Origin of the sequence: Algoriphagus chordae, from assembly GCF_003254055.1 — a bacterium.
In the GTDB taxonomy this organism is placed as follows: Bacteria; Bacteroidota; Bacteroidia; order Cytophagales; family Cyclobacteriaceae; genus Algoriphagus; species Algoriphagus chordae.
Genome location: NZ_QKZT01000022.1, coordinates 66,183 through 87,187, shown reverse-complemented (window position 1 = coordinate 87,187; position 21,005 = coordinate 66,183). Strand labels below are relative to the sequence as shown.

The following is a 21,005-nucleotide window of genomic DNA, read 5'->3' as shown; positions in this document are numbered from 1 at the left end:
ATCAAAGAACTCAAGGATGATTTTGGCCTGGAAAGTTTTTGCTTACAGGATTTCTGGGCAACAGAAGCCTCGTTCAGATTCATCATGGTAGCTTATAACCTAATGAGTTTATTCCGTCATTTTGCGCTGAATCATCATAATCGGGCCACCTTAAAAACACTGAAATCCTATTGCTTTGCATTAGGAGCATGGAAGGTAAATCATGCCAATAAGCAGGTATTGAAAATCTCATTACCTGCTAAAAAGAGGCCTTGGATGGATGGGATATTTGCCCAAATTCAAAACATAAGCCCTCCATTCAATTATTCTAATGCATAATGCGGGTTGAAGTGATAATTGTTGGGTGGTATGTGACCGATGCCGAATGTTCGATGAGTACCCAGTTGTAAATGGTGAAAAGTGGCAAGAGTATTGAAACTTAAAACCTGTAAAGCCCTAATATGTACTTCGGGTACCATTAATTTAAGAGTTAACTAGAGAAGCCTCCTAAATTGGGAGGCTTCTCTGGTTAAAATTGCTTAGGTCTTATTCGGTCGCTTTTGCAGTAGGCATAACCAATTGAATCAATGCCGCTAATAGCATTACAGCAAGGCAACCTATAGGATTGTACCAAAGAAAACCTATCTCCCAAAGATTTCCATCCATCACATCTCCATTGTTGAAATGCACAAATAACACCAAAGCTTGGGACAGCAAAGCCGCTATAAAAACCGCTTGCCCTTTGACCCACTTCATAAAGAAAGCCACCAGGAATATCCCAAGGATAGTTCCGTAAAATAGGGAGCCTAGCAAGTTGACAGCTTGAATTAAATTTTCGAATAAAGAGGCATAGGTAGCAAAGAGGATAGCTCCCAACCCCCAGAAAGCAGTAAATAATTTAGATGATTTCAAGTAATGCTTATCGCTACCTTCTTTCTTGATGGATCGCTTATACAGGTCAATAGTAGTAGTAGATCCCAGAGCATTCAGCTCCGAAGCTGTGGATGACATTGCCGCTGAAAAGATCACAGCGAAGAGTAAGCCAATGATTCCTTTCGGTAAATTATCCATCACAAAGCGCATAAACACGTAATCTGTATCTCGCGTCTCTGCCACAGGATCATTCGTCACGATTAACTCTTTCACCTCATCACGAATAGCACGCTGCTCTGATTTCAATCCAGATAATTTCTCTCGAATATCAGTTTCTCGGCTTTCATCTTCTTGATCTATCGCGTCAAGCATATCAAGATAGGAAGCTTTACTTTCCTCAAAATTCTCTGCATAATCTGCTTCCAATCCTTCAAACTCAGCGGCATACTCGCTTTGCCTTAGTTTATCTGTTTGAACCTTGTTGAAAACTACTGGAGGTAAGAAAAATTGGTAAAACACAAAGACCATTACTCCGATAAACAGGATAATGAATTGCATTGGAATCTTCAAAAAACCATTCATAATCAAGCCCATTCGACTTTGGGAAAGCGTCTGACCTGAGAGGTAGCGTTGCACCTGGCTTTGATCTGTACCAAAATATGAAGTGAAGAGAAAAACCGCAGCAGTCATCCCTGACCAGATATTATAACGGTCTGAGATATCAAATTCAAAGTTGACCATATTCAGCTTATCCATCTTTCCTGCCACATGCATAGCTTCCTGGAAGGAAATTGGGAGCATTTGGATCACGATAATCCCTGCTAGTATCATCCCTCCCATCATCACTGCCATCTGTTGTTTTTGAGTGATAGACACCGCTTCAGTTCCTCCCGAAACAGTGTAAAGAATCACAACAGAGCCAATCAGAATATTGGTAACCGTCAGGTTCCAACCAAGTAAAGTGGATAGAATAATCGCTGGCGCATAGATGGTAATACCAGCAGCCAAGCCTCTCTGGATTATAAACAGCAGTGCAGCAAGCGTTCGAGTTTTCAGGTCAAATCGATTCTCGAGAAACTCATAAGCTGTGTAAACCTTGAGTTTGTAATAAATCGGAATGAAAACCACTGAGATGACAATCATCGCCAGAGGCAGACCAAAGTAAAACTGAATAAACCTCATCCCATCTTCATATGCCTGACCAGGCGTGCTCAAGAAGGTAATAGCAGATGCTTGAGTGGCCATGATAGACAAACCAATCGACCACCAATTCATCGAATTTTTACCGCGCAGATAAGAATCTAGGCTCTTTGGCCCATAGGTCTTATAGACGCCATAAGTCGCTATGAGAGTCAAAGTACCGAAAAGCACTACCCAATCTAATGTGCTCATGCGTAGGCTATATTAAGCCAATAAAACAAGGCTAACAGTACAAAAAGGCAGACAATTAATCCTGCATATAGGTATTTCCAACGTATTCGTTTTTCCTCCAAAACTATTGCTCGATCAAGTTGATAAATAATTTAGTCGCTCCTGGCACTCCAGCTGGCAACTCTCTAAAGAAAGAGATCCCTGTGTAAATGTAAGTGCCTTTGCCATATTTGGCATAAATCAATGAGCCATTCAATGGATCCTCATTTGGGTCTTGGAAAGTCAGTGGAGTTGAATATTCTGCTGCAATATCAGTTTCAAAATACAATCCTCTTTCCTGGATCCAATCGTCGAAATCGGCTGTTGTTATTTTATTTGGTCCAGCCAAAATCGGATGATTCCAGTCCGCCGTAAAAGGAGAATTTTCTACCGTCACTCTATCTCTGCTGATCTTAAATGGATAAGGACCAAGATTTTCAATCAGAAGCGGACGACTTACATTGTACTGAGCCACTACAGTCCCTCCATTTTCAATATAGGCCATTAGATTTTGCTGATTGGCAGCAAGGGCCACATTGGTATTGTATGCCCTGATTCCCACTACGATACTTTTGAACTGAGAAAGATTGGCTAAGGAAAAATCTGTGATTTCAGTGACCTTATATCCTAAGGAAGAAAGAACCGCAGGAACATCATCTCCAGCTCCCATAATGTAACCGATCTCAGCTCCAGAAATTTTCCAATCCTGTTGGATCAAGTTCATAGCTGCTGGGGAAAAATAAGTCAGGTTTGGAATATGCTTGTAGGAAATCCTATGGGTGTCTTGATCAAAAGTTTTACCCTCATTAGTGGTAAACTGCGCTACTACTTCACGTTTTTCATTCTTATCCAATTTGAAAGAAACTGAGTAAATCTTTTTCTTGAGACTGGCAATCTCTTCTTCAGCTACAATCTCAAATTCAGCCTCAGTTAGATTTTTAAAAGTCAATTCCCCCTTTTTCATTTCACCATGGAAACTGACCGAAACGGTAACAACTGGATTTACGCCAGAAATCAAAAACACATTTTCATCTGAAACATCTAAGTCTATTTCTGGAATAATGGTAAATGGTTGTTTCACTTCGCCATCCACCTGATCGTTGTATTTGTACTCTAAAGGAATAGCTGTATTGAATATCTGATCATCTATTTTGAAAGTTAGAGTACCTCCCACCTTCATGTCATTGAAAGGCTTTCCTATTAAAAGCTGATCCTTCACATCGTAGATTGCATCTACTACTGGATTGACCAACCAATATGGCTGAGAAAGTGGCTCATCTACTGGAATCTGGAAATTAACAGGAACAATAACCGGCTCATTATTCGTAATTACTTTATTCTTCTCGGCATAGGCATCACCGTAAAGCTCTAAAGAAAGGCCTGAAAGCAACACCACAGAAGGATTGTTAACAACTAGATTGGCCTTGATCTTTTCGCCAGCATAACCTAGTTCCTGATTGGTAACCAATTCCATTTTCAGCCCCAAAACTTCAAAAATTAACTCATCTATCTTCTTTGCCTTTTCGCTAACCCAGGTAGGTTTTGAATTAATTGCTAGCAGCTTAGCCCGGATTTGCATCAAGGATTTAAGATTTACTACTGGATCTTTGAAGTCAAATCTCTCAATGGCAGTTTCAATCAAAGTCTCGATTTCATTCCCTCCGTCTAGCTCATTCCAGCGATTAGGAATCCCTTCGAAAGCTGAAGTTTCAAAGGATTCCCCCTTGATAAATTGTAAATGATCTACAGCTGCACCTATCCTTGGTGTGGCTCCAAAACCCTGCGATTTATGCATGGTACGGCTGTTGGCGGCTATTTGACTGTAGGTTTCGCCGAGCAAGCTATTAAATTCACCTACTTGAAAAACCGCATATTTCGCCGATTTATCTGCTACAAATTCTCCCCCAAAATTGTATGAGTTCCAGAAAATCCGTCTTGGCTGCCAAGTTTCCACATACTTCAATTGTTCTGGAAAAGAGCTTGGATCTGCTGCCAAGTCAAAAGCTTCTTCTGCTAAAATCGCAGAAGTGGTGTGATGCCCATGATTACCGCCTGGAATTGTATTGAATCGTGTGATAATGATATCAGGCCTGAAATTTCGTATTACCCATACTACATCAGCAAGCACCTTTTGTTTATCCCAATTCTGTAAGGTTTCATCTGGATTCTTGGAGTAACCAAAGTCCATCGCTCTAGTAAAGAATTGTCTTCCACCATCCGTCTCACGGGCCCGAAGCAATTCCTGAGTCCGGATTTGTCCCAGTTCAATACCGAGTTCTTTGCCAAGTAGATTCTGTCCTCCATCACCTCTTGTTAAGCTCAAATAGGCTACTTGCACATGTTCTCCATTGCCTAGGGCGGCAATCAGCTGCGTGTTTTCATCATCAGGATGCGCAGCCACGTACAGGACTCTCTTGGTTTCCTTGAGTGTAAGTAGCTGATGGTATATCTCGGAAGATGGAAGGGATTGTGAAACACAGATCAAAGAGTTCAGCAAGAAGTAAAGTATTGCTAATGATCTGAGCAAGATAGGCTTGTTCATATGTGGGTGTATATTGTCCTTACAAGCTAAAACAAGACCAAGGGAAATAAAAATGTTTTTTGATTAAAGGAGTCAAAATCACTTAGTGATTAACGATTTTCCTCACTTTACCAGGGATAGTATATCCAAAGGTAAACTCAAAGAAATCAGCTTTGGCTTTATGCGCCTTGATCTGAATGCCTGTAAACATATTATTATTCATCCTATATCGAATGCCTATACGCTCATAGAAACTTGATACCTCTTGATTATAGTGTGCTCTACTGATATACACTCCTAAGGCAATAGGCATATAAACTCGCTCAGAAAGCTTCCATTCCCAGGAGCCTACTACCGCAAAAGAGTTAACATCAAAAAATGTAATATTCTCATCAGGATATCTTTCACTGGCACCTGCTCCATAAAACCAATCTATACCTAAGCCAGCTCGGTATTTGTAAGAAAGCTCCCATAGATAATTCAGTCCCAAACCTCCTCTAAAATAGGTTTTCTCACCAATATCATAACTCTTTAATCCTGTGTAAGCGGCAATATTCCAAAAACCTCTTTTTTCTAAAGGAGGAAAATCAGGTTTGCCCCCTGGGTTGAAAGGCTCTTTGTCAAGGTTTACTCGTAAGCCTATCGCTATTGGAATGAAATTAATTCCTGAATTCGGTTTTTTAATTGATCCATTTGAATAATGCTTGGTTCCTATGGAAGTGAAACCTTCGAAGGTATCCGAAAACCTATAGGAAGCTTTCAAGCCGAAATGGACGTGTATATTGACTGCCGTACTCACAAAACCATTTAAAGGATTGCTTTCTGCGTCATAGGGATTCATATTGAAACCCAAACCAATTTGAGCAAAATAGCTGAAATTGAGTTTCCGGTGAAAAACATTCCTCCCAAACGGAAATTCTCCAAAAGCATAAACGCCCATTGGTCTCCCTATTTCCGAATAATAATTGAGCGCTGAGGTAAATCCCACACCGTAACTCGGGTATCTGTTGATGTAATTATAGTAAGTATTCTTGCTACTTCTCCATCCAAACCTTAAGTCAAATGCAGAATAATCGATTTTATCAATGAGTTCATTAGCCCAGTCTTTATTGTTACCAATGATCGGTCCTTGGTCATAGGAAACTTCAATGTATTTTTTGGTTTGCGCGTCAACTTGGTTTGAAATCAGTCCCAAAAAAAATATACACACTATACTAAGTACTACTTGCAATCGCATCGCTACTGTGAATTTCTGGTGGCAAAGATAAAAATATTGTAAAAGGCAGCCTATCTATTTTTCCAGAGATTTAGCTAATAAGGAAATCAAATAAGAATATCTAAAACACAAAAAAGCCTCTGAAATCAAATCCAGAGGCTTCTTTTATATAAATTTCGAATTACATAGTTTCTTGCCAGTTCGGCCCTACTTTTTCGATCAACATCTTGTTGTACTTATCTGCTTCAGCATCATTTTTCAATCTTGCATGAACTCTGAACAGAATAGCCATTACATCGGTATTATCAGGCCTGATTTCCAATGCTTTCTCAAAGTAAGGTATTGCTTCCTCGTAGTGAAGATTTGCTTCATCCCCCATTGATTTTGACTTAGCTTCCCATTCCTCATCAGAAAGTGAATTCAATTCAGCAAGAATTTCTCTTGACTTCTCTAGCAATAGCGCACCAGTATAATAGTTGCCATCGTAAAACTCAGGGTCTGCAACAACAGACTTTTTATAATCTTCTAGTGCTCCATCTATATCACCAGCCTGCTCTCTTAGGTAACCTGATCTCAATAGGATTCCAGCGTTGTTTGGATCATTTTTCAATGCTTCCTGGATAGAAGCCATTGCTTCGTCCATTTTGTTTAACTGAAGTAATAATTGGATCTCATATTCTGCAAGAACTTTGTCCTCAGGATAATCCTCTCTACCTCTCATGATGATATCGTATGCTTCTTCTGGATTTTTATCCTCACCACTAGCAATCTGAACCAATAGGTAATAAACAGTCAACTTATTGTAATCAGGTACTTCAAGTAGGTATCCAAAATGCTTTTTGGCCTCCTCAAACATACCCAAATCATTTGCTATAAAACCTGCATTATAATGAACCGTAGTATCCATAAGGTCTACTTGTCCAGCTAAGTCAAAGAAATGGTAAGCCATTTCTTGATCTTCAGCATTATATCTTTCGAGTGCTTTGTCGAATGCTACATTTTTTAGCGTGTAAATAGAATATGGTCTAAGATTGTCCGGAACACCTGGCATGTCTTCCGTATAAACTTCTTCTCCTACACCATCTTCTTTATCAGATCCAGCCATTTCAAAAGCCTTGTTATAAGTATCTAATGCAACTTGACCTGTCTCAACAGTTGAGGCTGTATTAGATGAATCTGAACCAAACATTTTGGTTTCAATTTGTGCTTTTAAAAGATAAGTGGCAGGATCGCTACCTGTTTCTGGATCAGCAGTGGCCGCTTCTACTTCTGCAAGGGCTTCAGTTAGATCGCCAGATTTAAAATTCTTCTGTGCAGATCGAACCACTTTTTTTTGTCCAAAAGCCAAGGTCGTTGCACCGATCAAGGCCATTGATAGAATTAGCTTCTTCATTTTAGCGTATTTTTCTTGTTTGGTTGGTTAATCGTTAGTTTCATTTCCTTCTTCAGAAGAATCCTCAGATTCGTCAGTGGAAGGCTCATCAGAGCTTGCTTCAGGATTTTCATCCGTAATTACTGTCGCATCCTCGATGACTTCTATTTCTTCCTCTTTTGATATTTTTTCAACTGAGGAAATTTCGTCATTTTCTCCGACTTTAATCAATCTTACTCCTTGAGTAGCTCTTCCCATCACACGAAGGCCATCTACAGAAATACGAATGGTAATGCCTGACTTATTGATGATCATCAAATCATCAGATTCTACTACTTCTTTGATTGCGACTAGTGTACCGGTTTTCTCAGTAACACTCATTGCTTTTACTCCCTTTCCTCCACGATTGGTGATTCTATACTCGTCAAGTTTAGAGCGCTTACCGTAGCCCTTTTCAGAAACTACTAGTAAAGTTGCATTTTCCTCAGACGCACATACCATGCCAATCACATAATCGTTATCATCATTTAACCTGATAGCTCTCACACCTGTAGCAGTACGGCCCATTGGTCTTACAGCTGATTCATTGAAGTGGATAGCTCTACCAGATTTGGCTGCAATCACGATGTGCTGACTACCATTAGTCATTTCCACATTCACCAGTTGATCATCCTCACGGATATTCAGTGCGATAATACCGTTAGTCCTTGGACGAGAGTATTGCTCCAATGTAGTTTTCTTGATAACGCCTTTCTTGGTCACCATCACCAAGAAGTGATTGTTTAGGTAATCCTGATCATTCAGATCAGCTACCTGAATGATAGAGCGGATTTTATCATCTTGCTCTATGCTAATCAAGTTTTGAATAGGTCTACCCTTAGAAGTCTTAGAACCTTCAGGAATTGCATAAGTTTTCAACCAGAACAACTTCCCTTTATCCGTAAAGATCAAGAGGTAATTATGCGTAGAGGCAGTGAACAAATACTCTGTAAAATCATCTTGCTTGGTACTTACACCACGTGATCCTACGCCTCCTCTACCTTGTGTTCTATATTCTGTAAGCGCTGTACGCTTCACATATCCTTCATGAGAAACAGTGATAATCACTTCCTCATTTGGAATCATATCTTCATAGCTGAAATCTTCTGCATTATGCTCGATTTCAGTTCTTCTATCATCTGCATAGCGCGCTCTCATTTCTGCCAGTTCGCCTTTGATGATTTCCATTCTTTTTTCTTCGCTTGCAAGGATTTCGTTGAGCTCGTCGATCAAAGCCATGATCTCTTTATACTCATTGATAATCTTGTCTCGCTCCATTCCAGTCAATCGCTGCAATCTCATATCGAGAATCGCTCTTGCTTGAATTTCGCTCAGATCAAATTTCTCGATCAAGCCATTTCTAGCTGTTTCAGGATCTGCAGAGCTTCTGATCAAGGAAATCACCTCATCCAAGTGATCTAATGCAATCAGATAACCTTGGAGTATATGTGCTCTCTTCTCTGCTTCTCTCAGCTCATATTCCGTTCTACGAATCACTACCTCATGGCGGTGATTGACATAGTGAACGATCATGTCCTTCAGATTCAGTGTATGTGGACGGCCTTTTACCAAGGCAACGTTATTCACTGAGAATGAAGTCTGTAACTGTGTATGCTTATAAAGATTATTTAATACTACGCTGGATATCGCGTCACGCTTCAGTTCATAAACAATTCGCATTCCTGAGCGGTCAGACTCATCACGAATTGCAGAAATTCCATCAATTTTCTTTTCATTGATCAGCGCGGCGGTTTTCTCTACCATGCTAGCCTTGTTCACCATATATGGTATCTCGGTGATGACAATCATCTCCTTATTTCCACCATCTTTGATTTCAACATTGGCTTTACCACGCATCACTACTCTACCACGGCCAGTTTCAAAGGCAGCTTTTACGCCATTGTAACCGTAGATTATACCGCCGGTTGGGAAATCAGGGGCAATGATATGCTCCATCAATCCTTCCACAGTGATCTCATTATCATCGATGTAGGCTACAATCCCGTCTATGACTTCTCCCAAATTGTGAGGCGCCATATTCGTCGCCATACCTACAGCAATACCTGAAGCTCCATTCAAAAGAAGTGCAGGAACCTTTGCAGGCAATACGATTGGCTCCTTCAGGGAGTCATCAAAGTTGAATTGAAAATCTACAGTCTCCTTATTGATATCTACCAAAAGCTCTTCCGCTATACGCTTTAGTCTTGCTTCTGTATAACGCATCGCCGCAGGATTATCTCCATCGACAGAACCAAAGTTACCCTGACCATCCACCATAGGATATCTCAGAGACCAAGGCTGCGCCATACGAACCATCGTTTCGTACACAGCAGAATCACCATGTGGGTGATACTTACCTAGTACCTCACCGACAATTCTGGCAGATTTCTTATAAGATTTGTTATGTAATACACCCAGTTCCTGCATCCCAAATAGGATTCGACGGTGTACTGGTTTCAGTCCATCACGGACATCAGGAAGCGCTCTTGAAACAATAACCGACATCGAATAATCGATGTAGGCACCACGCATTTCCTCTTCAATGTTAATGGGTATGATATTCTCGTTTTCTCCTTGAGCCATATAATGCTATTCACGGGGTCGATTAAGGCTGCAAGATAGTAAAAACCGACTGGTTTTGAAAAGAGATTATAAAGTCCAATGTCGATAATCAAGACTTTAATACCACTGCCCTACTTTTCGGTTCTGAAAATTGAAAATTCCGCTGCCTCTGTACTCGATTCCGTTGTGCATATGCTTCATTACGACGCCACAACCAGCGATTTTGCAACGCTTAGTTCCCGGAAAGCGAACCGCTACCCCAGCTTGCAGGGCGTAAACTTTTTGATCAAGATCTTGCACTTCAGAATAATCGGCTGCAGCATAAGTGAATTTTCGGAAATCAGCCCCTCCTTTTATAAACATTTTGGTGTACTCCGAAAAGTCACGTTCTACCCTCAAGCCTAATCCGTAGTAATTCTTGTCGGATACCGCTAGTCTTGGCACATATGGATCTGTACCATTGTCAAATGCTGGATCGTAAGCCTTCTTCAGATTCAGCTTACCAAACTCAGCTTCAAAAATAAATCTCCATGGATAATTCTGTCGAGCACGCTGTCTAAGCTCTGATTGCATATACAGATTGGAAGAAGAGTAATTCCTATATCTCCAATTGAGAAAGGCACGTCTTCTATTGGCATCATATAGCACCAACCCAACGGTTCCATACAATTTATCCACCTGATAGGTAGCTCCTTCAAAATCAAACTGATGGTCGCCTCCTTGCATAGGAGCAAGATTGCCCCACTCCTGACCGAAGCCTCCACCTATGGTCAATAAGTTGAATAGGTTAATTCTTAGGCCTCCATTCCAGTTTGGAAACACCCAGTCTCCTCCTTGCATCTCCAAGGGATTTTCCTCCGAAATATCTAAGGGATCACCATCAAGATTCTGATACCTAGTGAAAGGATATAGCCCAGGATTAGGAGTATAAAAGCTTGTGCTAAATTGCTGATAGCCTCCCCCACCAGATAGTTCCACACTGAACATCTCCAACACATTTCTAGCGACATTGCCAATAGAAGATTCACTTTTGGGGCTTTTGGCTTTCTCGGATATACCGAAAATATCTTCTTCCTGTGCGAGCACAGTTGTCAACACAAAACAAAGAATAATAGAGAGGGGTAGCTTTTTGAAATTCATACTTTATCTAAACGAAGGCTTGGGACTCTTGGTGTGAAATTAAAAAAAAATGCCTCCCGATTGGGAGGCATCTTCATAATAAGAGTAAATAAAATCTTATTTTCCGTCTGTAGGCTCAGAAGTATCTTCTTTTTCAGCTTCTTGCTTTGCTTTCATTTCAGCGATCATAGTATCTAATTTCTCTTGTACAGCAGGATCAGCTTTAGTTGCAGCTAACACTTTATTATAGGTACCAGCACCAAGAACTTCCTCGTCCATGATCAAATTAGTCTTATATTCTTTCAAAACTCCCTGAAGAGAACCTTGAAATTCTTTTACTTCTTCAAAAGCAGCTTTTTCTTCATCTGTAACTTCAGCTTCAGTCATTTTAGCCTCATCACCCCAAGCTGCTTTGATCTCATTATATCTACCACCACCCTGGAAAATCTCATTTTCCAAAATCATAGCTTTCAATTCATCTGTTTTTGAATTCACATAATTATCAAATGTCACCTCTACATTTGCATATTTAGTCAAGTCTTCATCTGTGACTGTCTCCTCATCTTGTGCGTAAGCAGCAAGCCCTAGGAACGCGAACAACGCTCCGAAAAGCAATACTTTTTTCATAAACTTTGTGATTTTAATTTCTGTATAATCCCCAATAAAAAACTCTAAACCCAAAAATTCAAGAAACAAAGCTGCTTTTTAAGTTTTTTTATGACAAATGGTAATCAAAATGGTCAAACTAGCGCAATCTCTTTTAGTTGAGAGATAGTCTGCACAGGATCTGAGGAGTTGAACACAAAACTTCCAGCTACCAATACATCCGCTCCAGAAGCAAGTAATTTAGGAGCATTCTGAAGGTTCACTCCCCCATCTATTTCGATCTTTGTTTTTGCTCCTTTTGCCAAGATCAAATCCTTCAATCGTGAGACTTTTGAATACGTATTTTCAATAAATTTCTGACCTCCAAAACCTGGGTTCACAGACATCATGCATACCAAATCAATATCCTGAATTACATCCGACAATAATTCCACTGGAGTATGAGGATTGATAGCCACCCCAGCTTTAGCACCCAGTGTAGTAATAGCTTGTAGCGTACGGTGGAGATGATTACAAGCTTCGTAATGCACGGATATGACTTCTGCTCCTGCTTTCCTGAAAGCTTCCAGGTAGTTATCTGGATTCACGATCATCAAGTGCACATCCAGCGGTTTCTTCGCATGGCGATGAATAGCTTCAGTCACTGGAATTCCAAAAGAAATATTCGGAACAAATACTCCATCCATGATATCTACATGGATATAATCTGCTTCTGAGGAATTAAGCATTTCTACTTCCCTTTGAAGGTTTGCGAAGTCAGCGGCTAGTATAGAAGGGGCGATTAATGGAGACATGAGTTCAATATTGGTTATGTAAAAAAACTAAATTAATACTCAGCCCCCAAATTCTTATTGTCTTATCAGTTTGCTTTGCTTGATTAATCCTCCGTCTTGCATTTGGATCATATAGATCCCAGGCTTCAGACCTTTCAATATAATTTGGAATGGTACTTTGACAGTCGCTCTGTTGAGGGTCTCAGATTGTAGGGTTCGACCGTGCAGATCAATTAATGAGAATTCTGCACTCAGGCTATTTCCAAAGTGAATATTCAGCTCATCTCCTAGGATTGGATTAGGATAAACTTTCCATGCTAAAGCTTCCTCATTTTCATCAACTGCGAGTATTTCTCCATAAAGTGCATCGAGGAAATTAGGAATACCGTAACCCAAGAGATTATCAGGTTCATCAGCTTGTGTTCCAGAGTTCAATAAACTTTCTACCAATTTATCCTTCGTCCATTCTGGTTTGGCTTCCCAAAGTCCAGCCGCCAAAGCAGTGATCTGTGGAGCAGAGAAAGAGGTTCCATTAGAATAGCCTTGGTTTCCATCTGAGCGAATCAAAGCTGCACCCTGTCCCAAAGCCGCCAAGTCTGGTTTGATTCTCCCATCTGATGTCGGGCCTCTAGAACTTGAAGTTGCTATAGTTACCGTATTATCTACAGAACCTATTGCCAATACGGCTTTGGAATCAGAAGGAGAATTCAAACTGGATTCTGAAGGACCGGTATTTCCTGCACTGTTGACTACTAGAATACCTTTGCTTGCTGCTATACCCGCTCCACGGGCAATAATGGTGGTTTCTCCATCCAGATCCTCGACCGTATAATTCATCTCAGGATCATCAAAATCAAAATACCCTACCGAACTGCTGATAATATCTGTGCCTAAACTATCCGCATATTCAGCGGCACGAACCCAGTTGTATTCCTCCACCCAGTATTCTGTCGCGATCTCTTCCGTAATCGCAAGAATGTAAGTGGCATCAGGAGCTCCCGCGAGCATTTTCCCTGGCTCATTGGAAGCGATTAGGGAAAGCACATTAGTACCATGTTGATTTTCAGAATACACATTCTTATTCCAAGGCCGAACGAAGTCCATTGCTCCTAAAATTTGCCCATTGGATTGCAGGTGTGCCAAAGGAGAGGCGGTATCAGCCCCTGGAAAACCTGCATCAAAGACTGCAATAGTCACTCCTTTACCTGTATATCCTTCCTCGTGCATTTTATCTATTCCTAGCAGCGCATTTTGGAAATCATAAGTTTCTTCTTCAGTGCCCAAACCCCGGGCATTTTCTGTGGTCGGAGGACAATATCTATTGCTAACAGAAGCATATATCCTGCTCCCTACTCTAGCATTTGGACTTGGAAGATATCCTTTACCTACTAGCTCTACGCGATCTATAAAAGGTAGAGCTTGCAAATCCTTCAGTCCTGTGGCATCGGTCACAAGCAAAGTAGCATTAAACCACTTACTCGAATAGAGAATGTAATTCGATTTCTCATAAACAGCATCCAGGTATTTCTGCGAAACAGGGAGATCTAAGCTATCAGGAGCTACGCCTTCTCTACTCCTACGATCCAAAGCTTTTTGACTTAGAAATTCACTTGGCTTTTCCAGTGACAAACTTTCCTGAGGCTTATACTTATAGAATACTGCATAGCGATCTTGCGCAGCTAAATCCCATGAAAAAGCCATTACAATTAAAAAACAAACTGAAAGCTTAATCCTTACCATGATCGGTTAGTTTCATTAAAATCTTTACTCCTGAGTCTATCAGCATATCTCCCAGGCAGTCATTTCTGGAACAGTAAGTCAGTACTTCATCGTATTTCTCTACCATACCTACATTCTTATCATAGACTTCATATCGAATATCTCGATAAGTCACTTGATCATCACTATCCTCCTGATTTACTCGAATGGAACTACCAGTATTGATCAATTCGAATTCATCCTCTACCTCATCTCTATATACATTCCCATCCCATAGTTGCCCATTATTGGGAGGGAAAACCAAGGTAACCAAAGGGGTGTTTTCGATTGTTCTCACCAATGAAAGATCTCGCTGAATCAAGGTGTATTCAAATAGATTTCCCCAGTCTAATTGATCTTGGGATTTGGATCGCTGCACGATAAAAACCGACTCTCCTTCCGCGTTGGTATAAAAACTTCTAATTCTATCTTTGAAAAAGAACAAGTCTTGTTCGGAATCATTTTCACCAAAATAGGTGGTTTGATCAACTTCGTAAATCCAAAAAAGCCCTACTTCCAACGGTTGAAAATCATAGCCCAAGTCAACCTGTCCCTCTTCAATTTCTCGTGTACACGAAGTAAAAAGAGCCAGAGCTACTAGTACAATGATGGGTATGAGTTTCTTCATAGTATCGTTCAATGACTAAAAATACTAGTATTTTCTTAATTATGAGGTTAGCAGGCGTCTATACAAAGTCTAAATATTATTTTTCTAGCCAATCATCCTGTTTAACTTAGCCATTTCAAAATTCGAACCATGGCTTTAAGCACTTTTGTAAAAATAAGCGGTATTACCAATCTCTCAGATGCTAGGTATTGCGCAGGAATGTATGTGGATTTACTAGGCTTTACCCTAGAAGGAGACGGTGACAAATTCATTAGCAGTACTAAGTTTGAAGAAATTACCGGCTGGGTTTCAGGACCTGAATTTGTCGGTGAGTTTGAGAGCTACACAGCGGATGAAGTACTAGAAACGCTAAAGAATTACCCTTCGGTAAAATGGATCGAACATGATAGAATAGAACCATTGGCAGATATTGAGGGCAAAGGATATGGACTCATCTATAAAATGGATCTAGAAGAAGTTCGACATATAGAATTAGAAGTGGCCGAGAAACTGAATGAATCTGGGATCATATTTCATATCACCTCAGACCATGAAGAACTGGATGAAGCTGATCATAAAGCCATCCAAGTAATCAGCGAGAATTGTCGGGTGATATTGGGCGTAGGAATTACCGCCGAAAACGTACAACAATTAGTCTCTGAGCTAAGCCTCTATGGGATTTCTCTTACCGGTGGAGTAGAGATCACTCCTGGCTTAAAGGACTTTGATGAGTTGGCTGACATTCTAGAAGCCTTGGAAGTAGAGGATTAATCCTAATTCGTATTATAGGCAAAAAGGCTATTGGATCAACCCAATAGCCTTTTTTAATGAGCTTCTCACCACTCACCACTTACATTTTACCTCTTACTACTTACTACTTACCACTAACTACTTACATCTTACCGCTTACCCCTAACCTCTCAAATCCCTAAGCTTGATCAAATAAATCCGAAGATTCATAAGGGCTATTTTCCCCAGTGAAAAAAGACCCATCAATAAATCTATGATTGATCCCTATATCACGCAGCTCCATCATATCATGATCATCTAGATTAATGTTAGCAGAAGCCAAATTCCCAATTATACGCTCTTGATGAACTGACTTAGGAATCACCGCGATATCTCTGGCGATAGACCAAGCAATTAAGACTTGACCAGCACCCACTTTATGCTTGTCGGCAATCTCTTTGACTACAGGATCTACCAGCAACTTCGGGTCATCTGCGTGCTTGTCTGCTCTAGAATCCGGTGAACCCAATGGAGAGTAGGCGGTCATCAAAATCCCATGTTCTATACAAAACTCCACCAAGCCTTCTTGAGGAAGATATGGTTGCATTTCTACCTGATTCATTTCTGGAGATTGACCTCCTAGCTCAAGTATTTCCTTCAACTTGTTCTGGTTGAAGTTCGATACCCCGATATGCTTAGCAAGACCTTTTTCTTTCAATTCTTGCATTGCTTTCCACGTCTCCGAAATAGGCACTTCCTCATAGGTCAAATAATCTTCTCTTCCGCCAGGAAAACCTACTCCAGCTTTAAAGGAAATAGGCCAATGAATCAAATACAGATCCACATAATCCAATTTCAAATCAGCAAGAGATTTCTCCAAAGCAGGAAGAACTTGCTCTTTTTTATGTGCATTGTTCCAAAGCTTAGAAGTCACAAAAAGCTCCTCACGCTTTACTAGTCCTTCCGCGATGGCTTTGGCAATCCCGGCTCCTACTTCATTCTCATTCTGATAAACAGCAGCACAATCGATATGTCTGTAACCTGCCTCTATAGCCCAGAAAACTGCCTGCGCAACTTCTCCTGGCTTGCTCTTCCAAGTTCCTAATCCGATAATCGGTAGTTTATCTCCGTTTTTAAAAATTAAGTTTTTCATGACTCTGATAATTTAGTTTTTGGTTTGAGTTACTTTAAAAGTAAATATCCTTGAATTTAATTCAGTCGATTTTCCAAATATTTCTTAAATCTATTCATCACCCATAGGTGAATTTTCGCTTGGGTATTCACATAAATCAACCAAGGCAATCGTGGCACAAATTCATGAATGGCTGAAATAATATATCTATTGTCCAATACCCCACGAAACTCCAACCAGCCATGATCGAATCTTTTCACCAGCCAGCCGCCAGAAATATAGAATAACTGCCGATTCTCTTCACTTCGATCTGGGATCATTGTCAATTGAAGCATGGGCTTTTTGCTCCAAAGCAAAAAGAAAACTATATCACCAGAATCCAGCAATTTTCCATTGATCCAAAACTTGAAAAATGTAGGAAGCCAGATATTATAGCGATGAGCTACCCATGTTGCAGATTCCCCATTTGGGTTTGCCATTCGCTGAATACTGCGTACCGTGTTTTTTTCTTTGTCCAAAGGATAAAAACTTGGAATCTCGGGACGAACATCAGAATCCAAGGCCACTCTCACCGATTCCTCATAGCTAAGGTAATCAATGTGCTTTTCCTGAAATTTCAATTCCTCAGACACAGTTAGTGTATGCTTGAGACTTTCTACTAATGGCGAAACCAATTGTGGTGGTGATTCACCAAAAAAACCAACCCAAAGCTTGGAAAGCCCTAAAGAGAAAACTGGAACGGAGAAAACCCATCGCTTCTTATCCATAGCTTTGGCTGTCAGTTCAAGCATTTTTCGATATGAAATCACCTCTGGATTCCCGATTTCTATCGCTTCTCCATATAAATGTTCATTGCCCACACATGTATCAATAATCTCTAAGGTGTCCCGTAGCGAAATGGGTTGTGTCAGCGATTCGGTCCACTGAGGACACATGAGTACGGGGAGATTGGTGACCAGATTTTTGATCATGTCAAAAGAAGAGCCCCCAGGCCCTACGATGATCGAAGCCCGTATGGCAGTCAGTTTTGCTGATCTAGACCCAAGAGTCTGCTCTACTTCCAGGCGACTTTTGAGATGCCTTGATAGGGTTTCTCCCGTTTCTTTTGGAAGTAGTCCTCCCAGATAGATAATTTGCTTTACCTTATTTAGATGTGCAGCACGACTGAAGTTATCAGCCAGCAATAAGTCTGTATCTTCAAAACTTCCTTGATTCAAACGAGTTGATGCATTCATAGAGTGCACCAGATAGATTGCGACATCTACCTCCTTCAGTACCTCAATTGTACTTGAAATTGAATACAGTTCTACCTGTTTCCAAGTTACTTCCGGGTAAGGGTTGTCCTTAACTTTCTTGCGACTGAGCGCTATGATATTGTATTTGTGCCGAAAGTGATAAATAAACCACCGACCCACATATCCCCCTGCACCGGCAATGGCTACGGTAGGTTTTGAAACAGAAATAGGTTGATCAGTTAATCCCATAAGTAAGAGCTTAACTAACCAACCTATAAATTGGTGTTCATGTTTAGGATTATCCTATTTTTCTTCAGCTTTCACCAAAGCCTCGGTAGTCGTAAAGTACTTCACAATCATATTTGGAACCTCCCAAGAAGGCATGTTTCTTTCAGCAAAATACTCCAAGTACTTCTCAGTCACCTGCGCGAAATGAGCCTCATGGCCATTATGATATTTTTCAGGAATAATCACCTTGTATTTACCTTCAGCAGTTTTCTCCAAGTCCAAACCAGGAAAACGATCCTGAAGTTTCTCCTTCACCAGACTGGTCAATGCTTCGTCCTGTCCATCCAAAAGCTCCACATATAAGGTAGCTACATATTTCTCCGCAGCACCTTGCTGAATAATCAGATTCGCCTTGGTACCACGCATCATACTATAATGTGTATCTGCAGCACCTTCTGGTGCCTGATAATTCCAGATTACGCTCACTTTGGAATGAACCCCTTTCAGCGTGTAATTCATTTCCCCATTACTGTTGACGCTCAACTTATCGTTGGCTACGTTTTTCAGTAAAAACTCCGGAAACTCGGCCTGTCCAGTCACTTGTTTAAACTGATCCAAATCCAGATCTGTTGACCAAAGCTTAGCCGTCTGCATCTGCACATCGCTAGTGTCAAGCGTAACGTTCGGAAAAGCTTCCCACTGGATCAAATCCACTAGGTGCGTAGTCACATCCACGATGCCTGTCCCTTCTATATCCGTATCAAAAAACCAGTCAGGTCTGATGAGCGGATTTCCAGAAACATACTTGAAGAAATGATGCACAGACTCCTTGGTAATCGCAGGATTGTCAAGACTGCCTTTCTCGAGTTCGCCAAAAACGGCGGGAACCAAAGAAAGCTCTTTTTGCAAAATGGTGCTGATCTCAAATCGCTCCGTCATGATATCATAAAGCAGAAGATCCTTTTTCCCAGCCTCATCAAAAGCCTTCAAAAGTTTCTTAAATCCTGACTTATTAATCACCAAAGGCTTATCTGCATAGACATTGATCCCATTAGAAATAGCGGCTGAGATATAATCGATCTTACGATCATTCTTTCCCGCCACCATCATCACATTACCTGGCTTGGTAGAGATCATTTTCTCCAAATAATCATCACCAGTACTTACCTGTAAATCCCAGGCCGTGGGATCTTCCGCCCGCTGATTATAGCCAGACAGACGATTCATATAGTCTTTGAGTTCTGGGCCTTCCGGCGCAAATACATAAACCGTAGAATCCACCTGCGGATACATGGATTTATGAATTAGCCCAGCGTGAAAATGCCCCGGATCTAGGGACATGATCGTAATATCAGATGTAGATTCTGTTGCTTGACTCACGGTTTCTTTATTTTCGCAGGAAATCAAAATCCCTGCAGCAAATGCAAGTAGCGCAATGTTTTTCAAAATATTGATAATTAAATTTTCACATAATTAGTGCCATACGGCGCTCTCTGAGGTCTTTCCAACATTGAGTTTGCTTCATCATCTCCAATGAATTTCTCAATATTTGCATCCCACTCCAGTTTTCTGCCCAACTTCATAGAAATGTGTGTCAACAAACAAACAGAGCAAGAACGATGACCTATTTCTACTGGAGATAGCAATTCATTATTTCCCTGAATAGCTCCCAGCCAGTTGCCATGATGCTCATCACTTCTAGTCAACTGAATCTCATCTGGACCGATCACTGATTTTAGAATCTTCGGGTCAGATGCATCCAAAGCCTTGGCACTATTGCCTTGAGCTACAGGATCAGAAGTAGAAGCTACGTAGCTACCACGAGATACCCAAATCCAGCCTTCTGTACCTTCATAGCGAATACCATTTGGATAGCCACCACCTGTGTACATGATGATACCATTATCATATTCAGCTTTGGCGTAGAAGTCACCATGAACATTCCAAAGGCCTGACTGTGGAAACTCAGCAACTGCCTGTACATATCTAGGACCAGTCAACTCAGTATCCATTCCCCAAGCTGCAGAATCGTAATGATGCTGACCCCAACCAGTGATCATACCTGCACCAAACTGCTCTCTTCTCAACCATCCAGGTCTATCATAGCCAGTAGCAGGATGAACACCGATTTCTGTATAAGGAACCTCTGGAGTAGAGCCTAACCACATATCATAATTCAAATTAGGCGGAATTGGCATAGGAGCCGCCTCTGGTCCAGCTGGATCTCCTGGAAGACCTATTTTCACGGTATGAAGTCTACCGATTCTACCATTTCTCACTAGCTCAGCTGCAATTCTAAATTGCTCACTAGAACGTTGCTGCGTACCCAGCTGAAGCACCGTACCTGCTTTGTTCACAGCTTCCACCAACTGTCGTCCTTCGCGAATTGTCAAAGACGTTGGCTTTTGCACATAGACATGCTTGCCTGCCAAAGATGCCTCCATAGCTGGTTGTGAATGCCAGTGATCTGGTGTACTGATTACGACTGCGTCTATATCCTTATTCTGAAGCATATCCTTGTAGTCAGCATATTGGGTAACATCAAGATAAGGCTTGCCCATTTTTTTAGCATAGTAATCTTCCACTCGCTTCTTACCATCTGCCATTCGATTGCTATCCAAATCAGAAACTCCAATTATGCGGGCGATGTCATGCCGCCATACACCTGGCATATCATGATCACGTGCGATTCTACCACATCCTATTTGACCTATGTTGATTTTATTACTTGGAGCGTTTTTTCCGAAAACGGAGGATGGAACGATGGTAGGAAATCCAATCGCCGCAGATGCTAATGCGCTGTTTTTAATAAATTCTCTTCTTTTCATTACTTATTCAGGGTTAAT

The 21,005-nt window shown here is 40.9% G+C and carries 15 protein-coding genes and 1 pseudogene; 2 read left to right on the top strand and 14 right to left on the bottom strand.

Annotation, left to right across the window (positions count from 1 at the left end; genetic code table 11):
• Positions 1–318: pseudogene (locus LV85_RS19020) on the top strand (hypothetical protein); the annotation flags it as partial.
• A 207-nt stretch (positions 319–525) separates the two neighbouring features.
• Here the strand turns inward: LV85_RS19020 and LV85_RS19015 are convergent.
• The 10 genes from LV85_RS19015 to LV85_RS18970 all read right to left on the bottom strand — a co-directional run bounded on the left by LV85_RS19015 (position 526) and on the right by LV85_RS18970 (position 14,856).
• Positions 526–2,244, bottom strand: a complete 1,719-nt coding sequence (locus LV85_RS19015) for a sodium:solute symporter (protein ID WP_111322426.1) — start codon at positions 2,242–2,244, stop codon at positions 526–528.
• Between the two features lie 103 nt (positions 2,245–2,347).
• The gene (locus LV85_RS19010; RefSeq protein WP_111322424.1) at positions 2,348–4,804 is read right to left on the bottom strand and encodes a PIG-L family deacetylase; all 2,457 of its coding nucleotides are present in this window, start codon (positions 4,802–4,804) and stop codon (positions 2,348–2,350) included.
• Between the two features lie 82 nt (positions 4,805–4,886).
• A complete protein-coding gene (locus LV85_RS19005; protein ID WP_111322422.1) occupies positions 4,887–6,020 on the bottom strand; it encodes an acyloxyacyl hydrolase in 1,134 nt (377 codons plus the stop codon).
• 160 nt (positions 6,021–6,180) lie between these two features.
• Positions 6,181–7,392: a tetratricopeptide repeat protein gene (locus LV85_RS19000; protein WP_111322420.1), complete on the bottom strand. Its 1,212-nt coding sequence runs from the start codon at positions 7,390–7,392 to the stop codon at positions 6,181–6,183.
• A gap of 27 nt (positions 7,393–7,419) precedes the next feature.
• Positions 7,420–9,993, bottom strand: coding sequence for a DNA gyrase subunit A (gyrA, locus tag LV85_RS18995; protein WP_111322418.1), 2,574 nt, complete (start codon positions 9,991–9,993; stop codon positions 7,420–7,422).
• A gap of 96 nt (positions 9,994–10,089) precedes the next feature.
• A complete protein-coding gene (locus LV85_RS18990) occupies positions 10,090–11,112 on the bottom strand; it encodes a hypothetical protein (protein ID WP_111322416.1) in 1,023 nt (340 codons plus the stop codon).
• A gap of 96 nt (positions 11,113–11,208) precedes the next feature.
• Entirely contained in the window at positions 11,209–11,718 is a 510-nt protein-coding gene (locus LV85_RS18985; RefSeq protein WP_111322441.1) for a hypothetical protein, read from the bottom strand.
• 113 nt (positions 11,719–11,831) lie between these two features.
• Positions 11,832–12,491, bottom strand: a complete 660-nt coding sequence (gene rpe, locus LV85_RS18980) for a ribulose-phosphate 3-epimerase (protein WP_111322414.1) — start codon at positions 12,489–12,491, stop codon at positions 11,832–11,834.
• 54 nt (positions 12,492–12,545) lie between these two features.
• Positions 12,546–14,210: a S8 family serine peptidase gene (locus LV85_RS18975; RefSeq protein WP_111322412.1), complete on the bottom strand. Its 1,665-nt coding sequence runs from the start codon at positions 14,208–14,210 to the stop codon at positions 12,546–12,548.
• Entirely contained in the window at positions 14,197–14,856 is a 660-nt protein-coding gene (locus LV85_RS18970; RefSeq protein WP_111322410.1) for a hypothetical protein, read from the bottom strand. Before LV85_RS18970 ends, LV85_RS18975 begins: the two co-directional genes overlap by 14 nt.
• A gap of 129 nt (positions 14,857–14,985) precedes the next feature.
• On the opposite strand from LV85_RS18970, the gene trpF reads away from it, so the two are divergent.
• Positions 14,986–15,606, top strand: coding sequence for a phosphoribosylanthranilate isomerase (gene trpF / locus LV85_RS18965; protein WP_111322408.1), 621 nt, complete (start codon positions 14,986–14,988; stop codon positions 15,604–15,606).
• Positions 15,607–15,763: 157 nt separating this feature from the next.
• Here trpF and LV85_RS18960 read toward each other — a convergent pair whose 3' ends face one another.
• Genes LV85_RS18960 through LV85_RS18945 form a run of 4 tightly spaced genes read right to left on the bottom strand, consistent with a single transcriptional unit; the run spans position 15,764 to position 20,987 of the window.
• Positions 15,764–16,717, bottom strand: coding sequence for an aldo/keto reductase (locus LV85_RS18960; protein WP_111322406.1), 954 nt, complete (start codon positions 16,715–16,717; stop codon positions 15,764–15,766).
• Positions 16,718–16,773: 56 nt separating this feature from the next.
• Positions 16,774–18,180 (bottom strand): Rossmann-fold NAD(P)-binding domain-containing protein, encoded by a 1,407-nt coding sequence (locus LV85_RS18955; protein WP_111322404.1) that lies wholly within the window; start codon positions 18,178–18,180, stop codon positions 16,774–16,776.
• Between the two features lie 54 nt (positions 18,181–18,234).
• On the bottom strand, positions 18,235–19,605 hold the full coding sequence (locus LV85_RS18950) for a putative oxidoreductase C-terminal domain-containing protein (protein WP_317046468.1): 1,371 nt from the start codon (positions 19,603–19,605) through the stop codon (positions 18,235–18,237).
• Positions 19,606–19,616: 11 nt separating this feature from the next.
• On the bottom strand, positions 19,617–20,987 hold the full coding sequence (locus LV85_RS18945; protein ID WP_111322402.1) for a Gfo/Idh/MocA family protein: 1,371 nt from the start codon (positions 20,985–20,987) through the stop codon (positions 19,617–19,619).
• Positions 20,988–21,005 lie beyond the last annotated feature (18 nt).

What these genes read in the sequence shown, in the direction of transcription:
- LV85_RS19015 (WP_111322426.1), bottom strand. Translation starts at nt 2,244, where the DNA reads ATGAGCACATTAGATTGGGTAGTGCTTTTCGGTACTTTGACTCTCATA.
- LV85_RS19010 (WP_111322424.1), bottom strand. Translation starts at nt 4,804, where the DNA reads ATGAACAAGCCTATCTTGCTCAGATCATTAGCAATACTTTACTTCTTG.
- LV85_RS19005 (WP_111322422.1), bottom strand. Translation starts at nt 6,020, where the DNA reads ATGCGATTGCAAGTAGTACTTAGTATAGTGTGTATATTTTTTTTGGGA.
- LV85_RS19000 (WP_111322420.1), bottom strand. Translation starts at nt 7,392, where the DNA reads ATGAAGAAGCTAATTCTATCAATGGCCTTGATCGGTGCAACGACCTTG.
- gyrA (WP_111322418.1), bottom strand. Translation starts at nt 9,993, where the DNA reads ATGGCTCAAGGAGAAAACGAGAATATCATACCCATTAACATTGAAGAG.
- LV85_RS18990 (WP_111322416.1), bottom strand. Translation starts at nt 11,112, where the DNA reads ATGAATTTCAAAAAGCTACCCCTCTCTATTATTCTTTGTTTTGTGTTG.
- LV85_RS18985 (WP_111322441.1), bottom strand. Translation starts at nt 11,718, where the DNA reads ATGAAAAAAGTATTGCTTTTCGGAGCGTTGTTCGCGTTCCTAGGGCTT.
- rpe (WP_111322414.1), bottom strand. Translation starts at nt 12,491, where the DNA reads ATGTCTCCATTAATCGCCCCTTCTATACTAGCCGCTGACTTCGCAAAC.
- LV85_RS18975 (WP_111322412.1), bottom strand. Translation starts at nt 14,210, where the DNA reads ATGGTAAGGATTAAGCTTTCAGTTTGTTTTTTAATTGTAATGGCTTTT.
- LV85_RS18970 (WP_111322410.1), bottom strand. Translation starts at nt 14,856, where the DNA reads ATGAAGAAACTCATACCCATCATTGTACTAGTAGCTCTGGCTCTTTTT.
- trpF (WP_111322408.1), top strand. Translation starts at nt 14,986, where the DNA reads ATGGCTTTAAGCACTTTTGTAAAAATAAGCGGTATTACCAATCTCTCA.
- LV85_RS18960 (WP_111322406.1), bottom strand. Translation starts at nt 16,717, where the DNA reads ATGAAAAACTTAATTTTTAAAAACGGAGATAAACTACCGATTATCGGA.
- LV85_RS18955 (WP_111322404.1), bottom strand. Translation starts at nt 18,180, where the DNA reads ATGGGATTAACTGATCAACCTATTTCTGTTTCAAAACCTACCGTAGCC.
- LV85_RS18945 (WP_111322402.1), bottom strand. Translation starts at nt 20,987, where the DNA reads ATGAAAAGAAGAGAATTTATTAAAAACAGCGCATTAGCATCTGCGGCG.